At 58.9% G+C, this 15860-nt stretch carries 10 protein-coding genes; 3 read left to right on the plus strand and 7 right to left on the minus strand.

The window, feature by feature from the left end; all coding sequences use genetic code 11:
* Positions 1-150: 150 nt before the first annotated feature.
* The 4 genes from cyoD to cyoA form a co-directional block, all read right to left on the minus strand.
* Complete coding sequence (gene cyoD, locus QE453_RS09650) at positions 151-546, minus strand: cytochrome o ubiquinol oxidase subunit IV (RefSeq protein WP_004439196.1); 396 nt, start codon at positions 544-546, stop codon at positions 151-153.
* Positions 546-1172 (minus strand): cytochrome o ubiquinol oxidase subunit III, encoded by a 627-nt coding sequence (cyoC, locus tag QE453_RS09655; protein ID WP_006699805.1) that lies wholly within the window; start codon positions 1170-1172, stop codon positions 546-548. The genes cyoD and cyoC overlap by 1 nt, the downstream gene beginning before the upstream one ends.
* A gap of 6 nt (positions 1173-1178) precedes the next feature.
* The gene (gene cyoB, locus QE453_RS09660; protein ID WP_004439200.1) at positions 1179-3182 is read right to left on the minus strand and encodes a cytochrome o ubiquinol oxidase subunit I; all 2004 of its coding nucleotides are present in this window, start codon (positions 3180-3182) and stop codon (positions 1179-1181) included.
* Positions 3183-3254: 72 nt separating this feature from the next.
* A complete protein-coding gene (gene cyoA, locus QE453_RS09665; protein WP_034496355.1) occupies positions 3255-4328 on the minus strand; it encodes a ubiquinol oxidase subunit II in 1074 nt (357 codons plus the stop codon).
* Between the two features lie 306 nt (positions 4329-4634).
* On the opposite strand from cyoA, the gene QE453_RS09670 reads away from it, so the two are divergent.
* From QE453_RS09670 to QE453_RS09680, 3 genes are all read left to right on the plus strand, one after another.
* Positions 4635-5963, plus strand: a complete 1329-nt coding sequence (locus QE453_RS09670) for an MFS transporter (RefSeq protein WP_244405416.1) — start codon at positions 4635-4637, stop codon at positions 5961-5963.
* A 405-nt stretch (positions 5964-6368) separates the two neighbouring features.
* Positions 6369-11873 carry a glutamate synthase-related protein gene (locus QE453_RS09675; RefSeq protein ID WP_309776970.1) on the plus strand — a complete coding sequence of 1835 codons (5505 nt, stop codon included), beginning with the start codon at positions 6369-6371 and terminating at the stop codon, positions 11871-11873.
* Positions 11870-13639 carry a sulfite reductase flavoprotein subunit alpha gene (locus tag QE453_RS09680; RefSeq protein ID WP_309776971.1) on the plus strand — a complete coding sequence of 590 codons (1770 nt, stop codon included), beginning with the start codon at positions 11870-11872 and terminating at the stop codon, positions 13637-13639. Before QE453_RS09675 ends, QE453_RS09680 begins: the two co-directional genes overlap by 4 nt.
* A gap of 36 nt (positions 13640-13675) precedes the next feature.
* Here the strand turns inward: QE453_RS09680 and QE453_RS09685 are convergent, their stop codons facing one another.
* The 3 genes from QE453_RS09685 to fabI form a co-directional block, all read right to left on the minus strand.
* Positions 13676-14269: a TadE/TadG family type IV pilus assembly protein gene (locus QE453_RS09685; RefSeq protein ID WP_107339878.1), complete on the minus strand. Its 594-nt coding sequence runs from the start codon at positions 14267-14269 to the stop codon at positions 13676-13678.
* Positions 14266-14862 carry a TadE/TadG family type IV pilus assembly protein gene (locus QE453_RS09690; protein ID WP_004439213.1) on the minus strand — a complete coding sequence of 199 codons (597 nt, stop codon included), beginning with the start codon at positions 14860-14862 and terminating at the stop codon, positions 14266-14268. Before QE453_RS09690 ends, QE453_RS09685 begins: the two co-directional genes overlap by 4 nt.
* Positions 14863-15048: 186 nt before the next feature.
* Positions 15049-15855 (minus strand): enoyl-ACP reductase FabI, encoded by an 807-nt coding sequence (gene fabI / locus QE453_RS09695; RefSeq protein WP_022555382.1) that lies wholly within the window; start codon positions 15853-15855, stop codon positions 15049-15051.
* Positions 15856-15860: the final 5 nt, after the last annotated feature.

Here is a 15860-nt window from a genome sequence, read left to right on the forward strand (position 1 = left end):
CTGGCAGAAGTGTCGTCCACCTGACCGGGCCTCATCGCCCCGAATGCGCTTCTTCCAGCAGATAACCCCATAAATCGCGCTACGATTCATGGGGTTATGTGTTGGCGCGGAAGGCGGCCTGCCGGGCTTCCGGCAGGCCGCAATTTGTGGTTAAGGCAGGTTTTTCACATCTTCGATGTGCAGCGGCATCATGTTCTTGTTCATGTTGTACATGACCCACAGCGAACCGGAGAGCGTGATCAGCAGCACCACGACGGTGAAGATCAGCGCCATGAAGGTCCAGCCGCCTTCCGACTTGGTGTCCATGTGCAGGAAATAAATCATGTGCACGAAGATCTGGATGACGCCGAGGCCCATGATGGCGATGACGAGCAGCGTCTTGTTTTCAAGGACGTCGCCCATGACCAGCCAGAAGGGGATCGCCGTCAGAATGACCGAAAGGATGAAGCCGATCATGTAGCTTTTGAACGTGCCGTGGCTCGCGCCATCATGGTGATGATGGTCGTCGCCATGCGCGTCGTGATGTGCGTGTGCTTCGGAACTCATCAAAGAACTCCCATGAGGTAAACGAAGGAGAAGACGCCGATCCAGATGACGTCGAGGAAGTGCCAGAACATCGACAGGCACATCAGGCGACGCTTGTTCGCCGCGATCAGGCCATGCTTGGCGACCTGCACCATCAGCGTGACGAGCCAGATGATGCCGAAGGTGACGTGCAAACCGTGGGTGCCGACCAGCGCGAAGAACGACGACAGGAAAGCCGAACGGTGCGGACCGGCTCCTTCTTCGATCAGGTGATGGAACTCGTAAAGTTCGACGGCAAGGAAGGCGAGGCCGAAGAGACCGGTGATTCCGAGCCAGACCAGGGTCGTCTTCACCTTCTGCTTTTCCATTTCCAGCATGGCAAAGCCATAGGTGATGGAGGAGAAAAGCAGGAAGCCGGTGTTGATGGCGACGAGCTTGAGATCGAACAGATCCGCGCCCGAAGGTCCGGCCGCATAGCTGCGGCCGAGGACGGCGTAGGTGGCGAAGAGCACGGCAAAAATCAGGCAGTCGCTCATCAGGTAGAGCCAGAAGCCGATCGAAGTGCCGTTCTCGGGATGATGGTCTTCCTTCAGGTAAAAGACCGGTGGTTCAGCGCCGTCGACGCTTTGTGCAGGTGTATGAGCCATGTTTCGTTACGCCTGTTTCGCGAGCAGCTTGGTACGCTCCGCCTCAACCGTGGAGACGTCGGAGGCTGGAATGTAGTATTCGCGATTGTAGTTGAAGGTATGGGCGATCGAGACCGCGACGATGCCGATGAACGACAGAACTGCCAGCCACCAGATGTGCCACACCAGGGCAAAGCCCAGCACCACGCTGATGGCGCTGATGATGACGCCCGAGCCGGTATTCTTCGGCATGTGGATTGGGATGAAGCCTTCCAGCGGGCGGCTGTAACCGCGCTTCTTCATGTCCGTCCAGGCGTCAACATCATGAATGACGGGCGTGAAGGCGAAATTATACTGCGGCGGCGGAGAAGACGTCGACCATTCCAGCGTGCGGCCATTATAGGGGTCGCCGGTGACGTCACGCAGCTTGTCGCGCTTCAGGAAGCTGACGATGAGCTGGATGACGAAGGAGGCGATGCCGAGCGCGATCAGGAAGGCGCCGAAGGCGGCAATCAGGAACCAGATCTGAAGAGAGTTGTCTTCGAACTGGCTGAGGCGGCGGGTAATGCCCATCAGGCCGAGAATATAGAGCGGCATGAAGGCAAAATAGAAGCCGGTGAACCAGAACCAGAAGGACAGCTTGCCCCAGAACGGATCGAGACGATAGCCGAAGGCCTTCGGGAACCAGTAGACGATGCCGGCGAGAACGCCGAACACCACGCCGCCGATGATCGTGTTGTGGAAGTGGGCGATCAGGAACAGCGAGTTATGCAGCACGAAGTCCGCTGGCGGTACGGCGAGAAGGACGCCGGTCATGCCGCCGATGACGAAGGTGATCATGAAGCCGATCGTCCACAGCATCGGCACGTCGAACTTGATGCGGCCCTTATACATGGTGAAGAGCCAGTTGAAGATCTTCGCACCCGTCGGAATCGAGATGATCATCGTCGTGATGCCGAAGAAGGCATTGACGTTTGCGCCCGAACCCATGGTGAAGAAGTGGTGCAGCCATACGATATAGGAAAGGATGGTGATGACGGCAGTGGCGTAGACCATCGACGCGTAACCGAAGAGGCGCTTGCCCGAGAAGGTGGCGACGATTTCGGAGAAGATACCGAAAGCCGGCAGTACCAGAATATAAACTTCGGGATGGCCCCAGATCCAGATGAGGTTGACATACATCATCGGATTGCCGCCGAGGTCGTTGGTGAAGAAATTCGTACCAGCGTAGCGGTCAAGGGTCAGAAGCGCGAGCGTTGCGGTCAGGATCGGGAAAGAGGCCACGATCAGGATGTTCGAACACAGCGACGTCCAGACGAAGATCGGCATACGCATCATGGTCATGCCCGGCGCGCGCATCTTGATGATGGTCACGATCAGGTTGATGCCTGACAGCGTCGTTCCGACACCCGCGATCTGCAAACCCCATATATAATAGTCGACCCCCACTCCCGGGCTTCCGTCGATGCCGGAAAGCGGCGGATAGGCAAGCCAGCCCGTCTGCGCATATTCACCGATGAACAGCGAGATCATGGTGATGACGGCGCCAGCCGTGGTCATCCAGAAGGAGAAATTGTTGAGGAACGGGAATGAAACGTCGCGGGCGCCGATCTGCAGCGGCACGACGAAGTTCATGAGACCGGTGATCATCGGCATGGCCATGAAGAAGATCATGATGACGCCGTGGGCGGTGAATATCTGGTCGTAGTGATGCGGCGGAAGATATCCCTCCGATCCGCCGGAGGCGATGGCCTGCTGCACGCGCATCATGATGGCGTCGGCAAAACCGCGCAGAAGCATGATAAGCGCCAGAATGATGTACATGATACCGATCTTCTTGTGATCGATGCTCGTGAACCATTCATTCCAGAGGTAGCCCCACAGCCTGAAATAGGTGATGGCGCCGACGACGGCGATGCCGCCCAGAGCCACGGCCGCGAAGGTGGCGACAAGAATGGGCTCGTGAAGCGGGATTGACTCCCAGGTTAGCCGTCCGAACAGGAACGACGTTTGATCGGAGTTGACGACCATTTTAGCCTCTTGCGATTCAAAGACGTAAATTCGGCGCGGACAGGCCGCGCCGCAGAATGCCGGGACGTATCGTCAGCCAGCGACTTGTTTGGTTTCCGGCAGCGCCGCAGGTTCGAAAGTCTGGCCTTCGATAGCAGCCGGAGTGGATTGTGGACCGCTGGCGACGCCATAAGGCGCAAGCGGGGTGCAGACGACGGAGTTAAGCGCCTTGGCGATGTCGATGCCTTCCTTGCCGCCGCCGCCATTGGCGTCGATATGCATCATGTCACGCATGCAGAGCTTGTTGGGCTCCACACAACGGTTGAGGATGGCGCTGTAGAGTTCCGGATCGACCGAAGCGAAATATTGCACCGGCTCGCGCTCCGAAGGCTTGGCGAATTCGAGATATTCCTGGCGCCCGAAGCCCTTGCCGCCTTCCTTTGCCTTGGCCACCCACTGGTCGAAGCCCTGCTGGCTGAGGCCGTGGAATTTGAAGCGCATATGCGAGAAGCCGGGGCCGGAGAAGTTGGCCGAGAAGCCGTCATAGACGCCTTCCTTGTTGATCACGGCATGCAGCTTGGTCTGCATGCCGCCCATGGCATAAATCTGGCCGGCCAGTGCTGGAACGAAGAAGGAGTTCATCGCCGTCGTGCCGGTGATCTTGAAATTGATCGGGACATCGACCGGAGCGGCGAATTCATTGACGCTGCCAATGCCGAGTTCAGGGTAGAAGAACAGCCACTTCCAGTCCATGGCCACAACTTCGACGGTGATCGGCTTGATATCGGCGGTGACCTGACGGTTCTCGTCGATGCGCTCCAGCGGCCGATAAGGGTCGAGTCGGTGGGTGGAAATCCAAGTCACGGTACCGAGCATCAGGATGATCGCGACGGGTGCCGACCAGATCACCATCTCAAGGCGCGTGGAATGGTGCCACTCGGGATCGTAATCCTCGGCCTTGGCCGACTCGCGGTACTTCCATGCGAAGAACAGCGTCAGGGCAATGACGGGAACGATGATCAGCAGCATCAAGACCGTGGACGTGATGATAAGATCGCGCTGCTGGATGGCGACGTCGCCCGAGGGGTTCATGACAACAAGGTTACAGCCGCTGAGCAGCAGCATTGCCGGAATTGCCAGGAGGGCGGATGGGAGTTTTTTGATCATGCGCACGTTCTTTGAACTCGTACAGTTTGGATTATGCCGCGAATAATTGCCGAACATCATTTTTCAAATGAGGTATATTGTCGCGGTGCAGCGAAATCGTTGCGATGCACCATGTGGCGGTCAAAGCTGCGTTTACAGGCGGAGCGCGTGCATTATCGCATAGGAAGCCCGCGGGGCAAGCCTTTCTTCTCAAACTTCAATTGACGTTACGTAGGGTGCGTGTGACAATCCGTCGCATCGTAACGCAACGGAAGAGGAGCCTGCGCGTTACATGAAATGGTTCGTCCATGACGCAGGAGGAATATTATGAGTTATACGAATGCTGCTCCATCTTTTGGGCAGGCGCCAGAGGCGAACGGACACGGTGCCGGCCCCGTAAAGGTCGATCCGGATCGCATTACGATTGCAGTCATTCTTGCGAGAATGACGGAGTTTTTTGATTTTTTCATTTACGCCATCGCCTCCGCGCTCGTTTTTCCGCATGTCTTCTTCTCTTATGTGGATCCGCTGACGGCCACGCTTTATTCCTTCGCTGTCTTCTCTCTCGCTTTTATCGCAAGGCCGATCGGTTCTCTGATTTTCCTCCAGATCGACCGCAGGTTCGGCCGCGCCGTCAAGCTGATGGCCGCGCTCTTCACGCTCTGCGGTTCCACCATGGCGATCAGCTTCCTGCCATCCTATGCCGAGGCTGGCATGCTGGCCCCCTGCCTGCTGGCGGTTTTCCGTATCGGTCAGGGCCTTGGCCTCGGCGGCGCCTGGGATGGCCTTGTCTCGCTGCTCGCCATGAACGCTCCGCCGAGGCAGCGCGGCTGGTACGCCATGATGCCGCAAATCGGGGCGGCCATGGGTTTTGGCCTCGCCAGCGCCTTCTTCATCGTTTTCGTCACGCAGCTTTCCGGTGCAGAGTTTTTGGCCTGGGGTTGGCGTTTCCCCTTCTTCGTGGCGCTGGCGCTGAATGTGCTTGCGCTCTTTGCCCGCCTTCGCATGATCGTGACGCCGGAATTCCAGGCCATGCTGGAACAGCATGAACTGGAGCCGCGTCCCATGTTCAGAATGCTGCGGTCGCAGTTCCCGGTGGTTGTCACCGGCGCTTTCGTGCCGCTGGCGAGCTTTGCGCTCTTCCATCTCGTCACCGTCTTCCCGCTGAGCTGGGTTTCTCTCAACACAAGCCAGCGCGTGTCGGACTTCCTCTTCGTACAGTTCGTCAGCGCCATCATTGCCGGCGGCATGATTGTCGTTTCTGGTATTCTGGCGGATCGCATAGGGCGGCGGAAACTTCTCGCCATCGCGGCGGTCCTGATTGGTCTCTTCAGCCTTGTGGCCCCCGTTCTCCTCAGTTCCGGTGATATCGGCCGTTATCTTTTCGTGCTGATCGGCTTCTCGCTGCTGGGCCTGTCCTTCGGTCAGGCGGGTGGCGCGCTCGCCTCCCGCTTCAGCCGCGAATACCGCTACACCGGCGCATCTTTGACCTCGGACATTTCCTGGCTGATCGGTGCCGGCTTCGCGCCGCTCGTGGCGCTCGGATTTTCGTCCAAATTCGGCCTTTTCGCGGTCGGCATCTACCTCATGTCGGGCGCCCTGTGTACGCTTATTGCCCTCTGGTTTAGCCGCACGCTCGAAATGCCGTCTGAGTGATCTGGGCAATTTAAAAAACTCCTGAAGCAGTCACGCCGCGGAATCCTTTCGGATTTCGCGGCGTTTTTGTTTTTTTATTGCGCCGGATCGATTTTAATCTTGACTTTCCCAATCATGAAATATTACGTAAGCAATACTGACGTAATTCGGCGTATTTTTTGCGCTTGAAAATCGACCATCAGGGAACGCGATGCGAACGAACACGATCATTATTTGCGAAAATGCGGCGATTGCCGCCCAGCCGTTTGACGGCCGCAAAACGACCGTTCGCGCCATCAAACGCCGATAAGCAGAAGAAGAGGAGCAGCCAGGTCGCCTGCGGCTCCGCCCGCAGAGCGCCGGCTGACGCGCCGGATTCGGGAAAAAGGCGATGCCGCGCGAATTGCGCAATGAGAGGAGAGAGCCTTGAGCGTGACGGAGCAAAAATTCGGCCTTTACGATGCCGCTTTTGAAAAAAGCAGCTGTGGCGTTGGTTTCATCACCCGCAAGGACGGCGTGCAGACTCACGATGTGTTGAAGCGCGGCCACGAGGCGCTCTGCGCCGTCCCGCATCGCGGTGGCATGTCGGCGGAAGGTGTCGGCGATGGTGCCGGGGTGTCGCTGGACTTGTCGCTCTCCTTCTTTCGGAAATTAACTGGCGAACACGGTTTGCAGGCCGGCCGTTTCGGCGTCGGCAATTTTTTCCTGCCGCAGAACTCCGCGTTCCACGATGAGGCGGTTGGCATTATCGGCAGCGCGCTGCAGGAGCAGGAATTTTCGGTCCTCACCGTCCGTGATGTACCGGTAAATGACGCGGCCATCCGTGCTGCCGCCATCCCTTACCGGTTGCCGATCCGCCAATGGGTTTTCTCTGCTCCGGCCGAATGCGCAACTCCGGCCGAATTCGACTGGCGTATCCACAAGGCACTGATTGCCATTGAGGCGCTTGCTTATACCGTGCCTGATCTCGCCGGCTTTTATCCGCTCTCGCTCAGCGCCCGCACGCAGGTCCTGAAGGGCCGCCTGAACTCCCATGAGGTGATGCCCTATTTCTGCGACCTGACGGATCCGCGCCATGAAGTGCATACGATGTATTTCCACACGCGGTTCTCCACCAATACCGATCCGCACCCATCCATGGCGCAGCCTTTCCGCCTGATGGCGCATAATGGCGAACTCAACACCGACAAGAAGAACCGCCTGTCGGAAGCGGCAGTCGCCCTGGCGAAGAATGCCAGCATCGTCAGGCCGAAAGGCCAGTCCGATAGCTGCCGTCTGGACCAGACCTTGCAGGCACGGGTTATGGAGGACGGTCTTGACCTCGTTACCGCTGTGGTCTCGATGATGCCGCCAGCCTGGGAAAACGACGACACCCTGTCGCCGGGCGTGAAGGCGATGCTGGAATATTTCTCTCTCTATGAGGAGAAAAATGACGGTCCGGCCGCGCTGATCTTCGGCGACGGCACTATTGTCGGCGCGCGCCTCGATCGGCTTGGCCTGCGCCCGCTGCGCACCGTCGAGACGGACGAATATCTCTGCGTCATGTCGGAGGCCGGGCAGATCGCCTTTCCGGCGGAGAGCGTTATCCGGCGCGGCCGCATCGAGGCGGGCGGCATGCTTTATTACGACCACGCCGCGCGCCGCGCCTTTTCCACCGTCGAGGCGCTGGAGCTTCTCGCCGCGCGCCGCGACTATTCATCCCTGCTGCGCGAAGCCCGTGTCATGCTGGAGGATCTGCCGGAAGTGCCAGCGGAAAAGCAGGGCTCACCGCTGCGTTATAATGGTGATCTCGAACGTCACCAGCGTTACGTCGCCTATTCGCACAATCAGGAAAGTTTCAAATTCCTGATGGACCCGATGCTGGCTTCCGGTTCCGAAAAAATTTCGGCGATGGGATACGGCAATGCCATCAACGCGCTTTCCGATCAGGAAGGTGGGGTCGCCAAGTATTTTTCGCAGCGTTTCGCGCAGGTCACCAATCCGCCGCTAGACAGTATTCGCGAAGCTGATGGCATGACGCTACGGGTGGCCCTGGGTGCCAAGCCGAACAGCGGCGCTAAGAAGGCCCGCCAGATCGTCGTGCGCTCGCCAATCCTTAGCCACCTGGACATGCTGCGCATCCGCGAGCAGACCGAGACGCCGGTGTGCCGTTTCGAAATGCTCTATGCGCCCGTCTTCGATACAGGGGAGGCCAATGAAGCGGCATTGAGAGAGGCGATAGACGGACTGTGCGCCGAGGTCGCCGCTTTTGCCGCTGGCGAAGGTGGCATTGCCGTGATCACTGACCGGCATGTTTCCGCACGTCGTGCCGCTTTGCCGATGATCATGGTCGTTTCCGCCATCAATCAGCGACTGATCGAGGAAGGCCTCAGGCTGCGTGTGTCCCTGATCGTAGAAAGTGGACAATTCTCCTCCTCCCATCACATTGCAGCCGGTCTCGGCTTTGGCGCTTCGGCGGTCTATCCGCTCGCCGTGCAGTTCCGCGCCGAGGAGAAATTCGGCAGCGAAGCCGACAAGGCCTTCAAGCGCTTCGCCAAGGCGGCCGAAAAATCGCTGATGAAGACCATGGGCAAGGTGGGCCTGTGTACGGCGGAAAGCTATATCGGGGGCGAGTTCTTCGAGCCGAACTTCCTCGATACGGAAGATGACGTGCTGAAGCGTTATTTCCCGAATGTGAAAACGCCGGTCGGCGGCGTGAGCTTCGCCGTCATCGCCCAGGCCGTGGCGGACTGGCACCGCAAGGCGCTGTCTGTAAAGGGAAAAAGCGACATTCCGCTGCTCGGTCTTTTCAAGGAGCGTGCCGAAGGGGCCGGCCATTCCTATGGCACGACGGCCGTGCGCGGTTTCGTGGATATGACGGAGGAAAAGATCGGTTTCGACAAGGGGACCGAAAACGAAGAGGCGTTACGTCTCCTGCCGCTCAACCGCTTGGAAGATGCCTTCGGTCTCGACGACGCGGCCTATTATCACACCAGTTTTGACCGGTTGACCCCGGAGGCGATCGATGCCTTCGAGGTGACGACCGGCTACCGCGCATTTGCCCGTATGATGGCGGAAGAAAGAGCACGTCGCCCCGCCGCCCTGCGCGATGTCCTGGAATTGCCGGCGGATGTGACGTTCGCCGGTTCGGCGGAAGAGTTTCGCCGTGAAATGGGTCGGTTTTCCCGCAAGGGCAATAACAGCTTCATGGTACGGGGCTTGCTCTGCGAAGGCGCAGAGGAAGGCGCCTTCCGGCTGCGATTGACCGGCCCGCACGGCCATGAGCTTGCCAGGCTCGCAGCACTTGGCCAATCGCTGATCGATCGCTTCGGCGAGGACATAGTCGGACATTGGCTTGAAGGGGGCGCTCTTCTGGTTCAGGCGAGGGGCGAGGCTTCCGATTACCTCTCGCTTGTTCGCGCCGCGCCGGCGAGCATTTCGCTCGATGCCGTGCAAAATGCCAGCGAGATCACCATGACCCTCGCCTCTGGTGCAATGAGCCATGGCGCGCTTGTCGCGGCCGCCCATGAGGCTGTGGCGCACGGCACCAACATGGTTGGCGGCATGTCAAATTCCGGTGAGGGCGGCGAGCATATATCGCGATACGGCACCATTCGCGCCTCGCGCATCAAGCAGTTCGCATCGGGCCGCTTCGGTGTCTGGGCCGGTTATCTTGCCGATCCGATGCTGGAAGAGATCGAGATCAAGATCGGCCAGGGCGCAAAGCCCGGCGAAGGCGGACAATTGCCGTCTCCAAAGGTCACGGTGGAAATCGCCGCCGCGCGTGGCGGTACGCCGGGCGTCGAGCTTGTCTCGCCGCCGCCGCATCATGATACCTATTCCATCGAGGATCTGGCCCAACTCATCCACGATGCCAAGGCAGCGCGCGTGCGGGTCATCGTCAAGCTGGTCTCGTCAGAAGGCATCGGCACGATCGCGGTCGGTGTCGCCAAGGCGGGAGCGGATGTCATCAACGTCGCCGGCAATACCGGCGGCACGGGGGCGGCGGCCGTCACCAGCCTCAAATATACTGGTCGCGCCGCGGAAATCGGCGTTGCCGAGGTGCATCAGGCGCTTTGCGCCACCGGCCTGCGCGCCAAGGTGCTGTTGCGCTGCTCCGGCGCACACCAGACGGCGAGCGACGTTGTCAAATCAGCTCTTCTCGGCGGGGATAGTTTCGAATTCGGCACCACGGCGCTGATGATGTTGAAATGCGTCATGGCGAAGAACTGCAACATCAAATGCCCGGCCGGTCTCACCACCAATCAGGAGGCGTTTAACGGCGATCCGCGGGCGCTGGCGCAATATCTCATGAACATCGCCCATGAAACGCGCGAGATCCTGGCCGCACTCGGGCTGCGTTCGCTGCGGGAAGCGCGGGGCCGCTCAGATCTTCTTCACCTACTCGATCATCCCGCAAGCGTTGGCCAGCTTGACCTCCGGGCAATGCTAACCGTGGTCGAGGAAGTGAAGATCGACAGCCCGGTCTATATGGAAAAGGACTTCGCGCTGGACGATGCCTTCATCGAACTCGTGTGCTCGGCACTGGTCGACGGCGGGCGCGAAAGCATCGAGCTTGGCGGCAACATTTTCCTTAACAATTGCAACAAGAGCGTCGGCGGCCAACTCGCCGTCGATATCGAACGTATGCTGAACCATGAGCTTTCCGACGAAGAGGCGGATGCGCTGCCGGCCGTCAGGCGGGACAGCCGTGGCCGTCGATTTCTGGAAGCGGGTTCCGTGCGCATCGATACATCAGGTTCGGCTGGACAATCCTTTGGCGCTTTCTGCAACGACGGCATGATCATGGTCCATACCGGTACCTGCAATGACGGCGTCGGCAAAAGCGCCTGCGGTGGCACCATCGTCGTGCGTTCTCCCGGCGGCGGTTCGCAGGAGGCGGGCGGGAATGTGCTGGTCGGTAATTTCGCACTGTTCGGCGCAACCGGCGGCCGCACCTTTGTGGAAGGGCAGGCAGGCGACCGTTTTGCGGTGCGCAACTCCGGCGCGACCGCCGTTGTGGAGGGCGTGGGGGATTTTGCCTGCGAATACATGACCAACGGTGCGGTGCTTAACCTCGGTAGTTTTGGCAAGGGCTTCGGCAACGGCATGAGTGGCGGTTTCGTCTATCAATACGACCCCTATGGCGACCTGCCGAAGAAAGTCAGCCACGATTCGATCCTGCTTGGCTCCATCACGGGCGAGGACGAGCAGGCGGCGATCCATCGTCACGCCGTTCACCAGCTTCTGAACTGGCACGCGGTGGAGACTGGCTCAGCGAAGGCCGCATGGCTGCTAGAAAACTGGGAGAGCGAACAGCACAATTTCGTTTACGGCATGCCACGCGCGCTGCTGCTTTATCAGGACAGTGACGAAATTCTCAAGGCCAAGCCGCGCAAGGAATTGCTGGAGGAACTGGCTTCCGCACTTGCTGCCCATCAGCTGCGGAAGTTCAAGCTGGCCTATCGAGATCGCAAGTCCGTATTGAACGGCACCGTGCCGGCCTATGGCGAAACGGATACGGAAGACATGTACGCACTGATCAACAATTACACTGTGTTGAGCATGGCGCAGGCTATCGCCTTGCAGCGATTGCCGATGGCATCGGGTCCTTCCGACGCCGGCATCGAAAAAGCGGTACGCAATCTCATCCTTACGGAAGATTATGCCCTAATGCAGCGTCTGATGAAATATGCGCGCGAGGCTCTTTCCGACCACAGCGACGGACAGCTTGCGGTGATGATCGCCGCCAAGCGACTTGATGACTACAAGCAGGCACTGGCGCGCCGCAACATCTGGTCGGTGGACAGTCCAGGCACCTATGGCTGGATCATTCAGCAGAGCCGCAAAAACATCGAGAAGATCGGTCATCTGCCGGGCTTCGAAGAGCTTTTCGCGGCCCGCGTCATTCCTGACCTAACCGCCGCATCCAGTCAGAACAGGGCAGCATGATGAAGATACCCTACATTCCCGAAGACGCGCCCTTTAACGGCGACCAGCGCGCCTGGCTTGCGGGTTTTTTAGCCGGGCTCCACTCCCGCGCGGCCATTGGCCTGGAGGCATCTGTCGCCGCTGCCGCTCCCGAGACGGCGGCGAGCGTGCTGAACATCCTCTTCGGCACACAGACCGGCAATGCCGAGGCGCTGGCGATGGATATCGCCGGCGCCGCCCGCACGCAGGGTATGCAGCCGGAGGTGATGGCGCTTGACGACGTGTCCATGGAGCGCCTCGGTTCGATGAAACGGGTCATTGTCGTGACCTCGACCTACGGCGAGGGTGAAATGCCCGATAATGCGCAGCTATTCTGGGAAGCGCTTGCCGCTGATGGTGCGCCACGACTGGAGGCGATGAATTTCGCCGTGCTGGCGCTGGGTGATACGGGGTATGACGGATTTTGCCAGGCCGGCAAACTCATCGATACGCGCTTTGAGCAGCTCGGCGGCAAACGTATGAAAACGCGGATTGATTGCGATATAGACTTCGAGGACGCTGCCGCCGCCTGGATCGATGAGACCCTGCCCATTGCACTTGCGCTCGATGGCGGCCAGGCGGCGACTGTCGTGACGCCTCGTCCGGCCCAACTCCCCAGGCGGGTGACACAGGAATGGAACCGGAAGAATCCCTATCTGACGCGGCTAAGCGTCAATCACCGTCTTTCCGGTCCGGCTTCATCGAAGGAAATCAGGCATTACGAATTCGATCTCGGGGAAAGCGGCCTCAGCTATGAGGCGGGTGATGCCCTTGGTGTCGTTCCCGTCAACTGCCCGAAACTGGCTGGTGCGTTGCTCGACCATTTCGAGGCGGGAGCCGATAGCGAAGTGGCCGGGCTGGATCGTTCGGTGGGAGACGCATTTCTCCGCATGTTCGAAATCTCGACGCCCTCGCGCGAACTGGTCGCCGAAATCGGCAAGCGCGCGGGTCATGACGAACTGGCGCATGTTCTTGCGAACGGCGACAGGGAGCAGCTGGCCGCCTTTCTCTGGAGCAAGGATATTCTCGACCTGCTCAATCTTGGCGGCAGGCGTCTTTTCGATCTTGCTGAATTCGTGACTTTCCTGAAACTGCTGCAGCATCGGGCCTACTCCATCTCCTCCAGCCCCCTTGCCGCGGGAAACAGCGTGCATCTGACGATCGCCAGCGTGCGTTATCGCGCTCACGACCGCGAGCGCGGCGGCGTGTGCTCCACCTATCTGGCAGATCGGGTGGAGGCCGGGGGGACGGCCGGGGTTTTCGTTTCGCACAACAAGGCGTTCCGTGTGCCGCAGAACGACGATGCGCCGGTTATCATGGTGGGTCCGGGCACGGGAATAGCGCCGTTCCGGGCCTTCCTGCAGGAACGGCTGGCGCGGGGCGCCACCGGCCGGAACTGGCTGTTTTTTGGTGACCAGCACCGGCAGTCGGACTTCATTTACGAGAGTGAGCTGGGTGAAATGAGCCGTGCGGGCGTGCTGACGCGTCTCGATCTCGCCTTTTCGCGCGATCAGGCGGAAAAGATCTACGTGCAGACGCGCATGCGGCAGAATGGCAAGGCGCTTTATCAGTGGCTCGAAGAGGGGGGCTATTTTTACGTCTGCGGTGACGCGACCCGCATGGCGAAGGACGTAGACGATGCCCTGCACCGGATCATCATTGACGAGGCCGGCCTCTCTGCGGAAGCAGCAAGCGAATATGTCAGCCAGCTGAAGCGCGAAAAGCGCTATCTTCGCGATGTCTACTAGTCGTCAGCGCGAGGGGATCCAGATGCAACGGTGCATTCAGCAATTGCTGCAGACTGTCTCCGCATCGCGCTGCTTGAAGAAATAATCGCGGCCGATGGTGATCGACTTGACGCCAGAGGAGGAGATGTCGGTCATGAACATCAACAGTTCATGCGGGACAGAAAGTTCGACATGGATGAGGAAGCTGTCAGCAATCAGCAGGCGGGTCGGCACCACCACCGCAGAGCCGACCGCATAGGGCCGCTGGTTCTTCTCATCCCAGGACCAGGTGATTTTCGCCTGCTTCTGGGCATCGATTTTGATACCGCTGATCTTCAGGCGGAGACCCTTCGTGCTATAGGGCGCGAAGACTGCGGATGCTACATCCCCCATGCCTGCAAGATAGGTCTTGTCTACAGAACCCGTTTTCGAAATCAGGTCGTTGATCGTCGCGGCGGCGCTGCTTGCCCGCTTGTAGGTATTGTAGCCGATGGTGAGTTCGAAGGACGTCACATAAAGTGCGAGCAATATCGGGAAAATGATCGCGAATTCCACCGCGCCAACACCGCGGCGATCTCTTGCGAAGCGTGAAGCAAGCGCAATGAAACGCAGCCTGCCGTGCGTCACGGCGGCAATCAGACCTGCCATCAGGAGCCCCCGCTTGTCGTGTATTTTTCATTCATGAAAGCGTCGGTCGCGACGATCAGGAAGTGAGAAGGCATCGATCCATCGGCCGGGCGAATTTTTGTAAGATAGGGGCGAATGATATCGGCCGTCACCCGCCAGCGATAATAGACACGCAGCATGTTGATCGTTTCCGGCCCACCCGGCTTGAAGCCGAATTGCGCCGTATCAAGATCGTAATATTCTCCGAAGGCCTTCAAAGGTATGGCGGTGGGGATATCCTTGAAGGTGGTGAAGGAGCGAAGATCGATATAGAGCTTCTGTTCCGTCTTGATCTCATCCGCCGAGCAGGTGATTATCACCGAGACTTCGTTGCAGAAGTTCTTTCGGAAATCTTCTTTCGAAATCGAACTGCTGATCTGCCCCGTCCTCAGCCGCCGGGCCATGCTTTCGGTGGCATTGACGACCACCTGCTCCGCGATCATGGCGATGAAGGTTTCGATGATTGCGAAAACAACCAGGAAATAAGGGATGGCGAGGATCGCGAATTCGATGGCTGCGGTCCCGTCGCGCGAAACTCCGAATTTTTCCAGCAATGGCTTCAGTTTGGCCAGTCGCATGAGGCAGTGTCGATCTCTAAGCATATGCGGCAAGCGCAACCGTTGAATTGTTGCGGACCATAATCAACCGATGTTTAAAATCAGTTACCTCGGTGATTTATACTTTAGTGATTTATGAAAATGACACAGACGCCAAATGAAAAAAGCCCGGCACGGGGCCGGGCTTTAATAAACGAGGGACGGTGATTATTCCGCGTCCGCTTTGGACAGTACCTCGAGCGTGGGTGTCGAGGTGATATTATAGCCGCAGTCTACGTAATGGCACTCACCCGTCACGCCGCGCGAGAGGTTGGACAGAAGGTAGAGCGCAGACCCGCCGATATCGTCGATATCCGCCGTCCGTCTCAGCGGCGCGTTCTTCTGGTTCCATGCGTAAATGGCGCGCGCGTCGGAAATGCCCGCACCCGCAAGCGTGCGGACGGGACCGGCCGAGATGGCGTTGACGCGAATGTCCCGAGGGCCGAAATCTGCAGCGAGATAACGCACGGAAGCCTCGAGCGCCGCCTTGGCAACGCCCATGACGTTATAGTTGGGAATGACGCGCTGCGAACCGTTATAAGTCAGTGTCAGCATGGAGCCACCATTCGTCATCAGCTCGGCGGCGCGCTTGGCGATTTCCGTGAAGGAGAAACAGGAAATGACCATGGTGCGGCTGAAATTCTCGCGCGTCGTATCCGCGTAAAGGCCCTTCAGCTCGTTCTTGTCGGAGAAGCCGATGGCATGCACGACAAAATCCAGCGCGCCCCATTTTTCGCGAATCGTCTGAAACAGCGCGTCCACAGAAGCGATATCTTCGACATCGCAAGGCACGATGAAGTCGGAGCCAAGTTCCGCGGCGAGCGGTTTGACACGCTTGCCGAGCGCTTCACCCTGATAGGTGAAGGCCAGTTCCGCGCCCTGTGCCGCAAGTGCCTTAGAGATACCCCAGGCGATGGAGTGATTGTTAGCGACGCCCATGATGAGGCCGCGTTTACCCTGCATGATGCCGTTCATGGGCA

This window comes from Agrobacterium sp. SORGH_AS_0440, from assembly GCF_031453135.1.
Taxonomy (GTDB): Bacteria; Pseudomonadota; Alphaproteobacteria; order Rhizobiales; family Rhizobiaceae; genus Agrobacterium; species Agrobacterium pusense.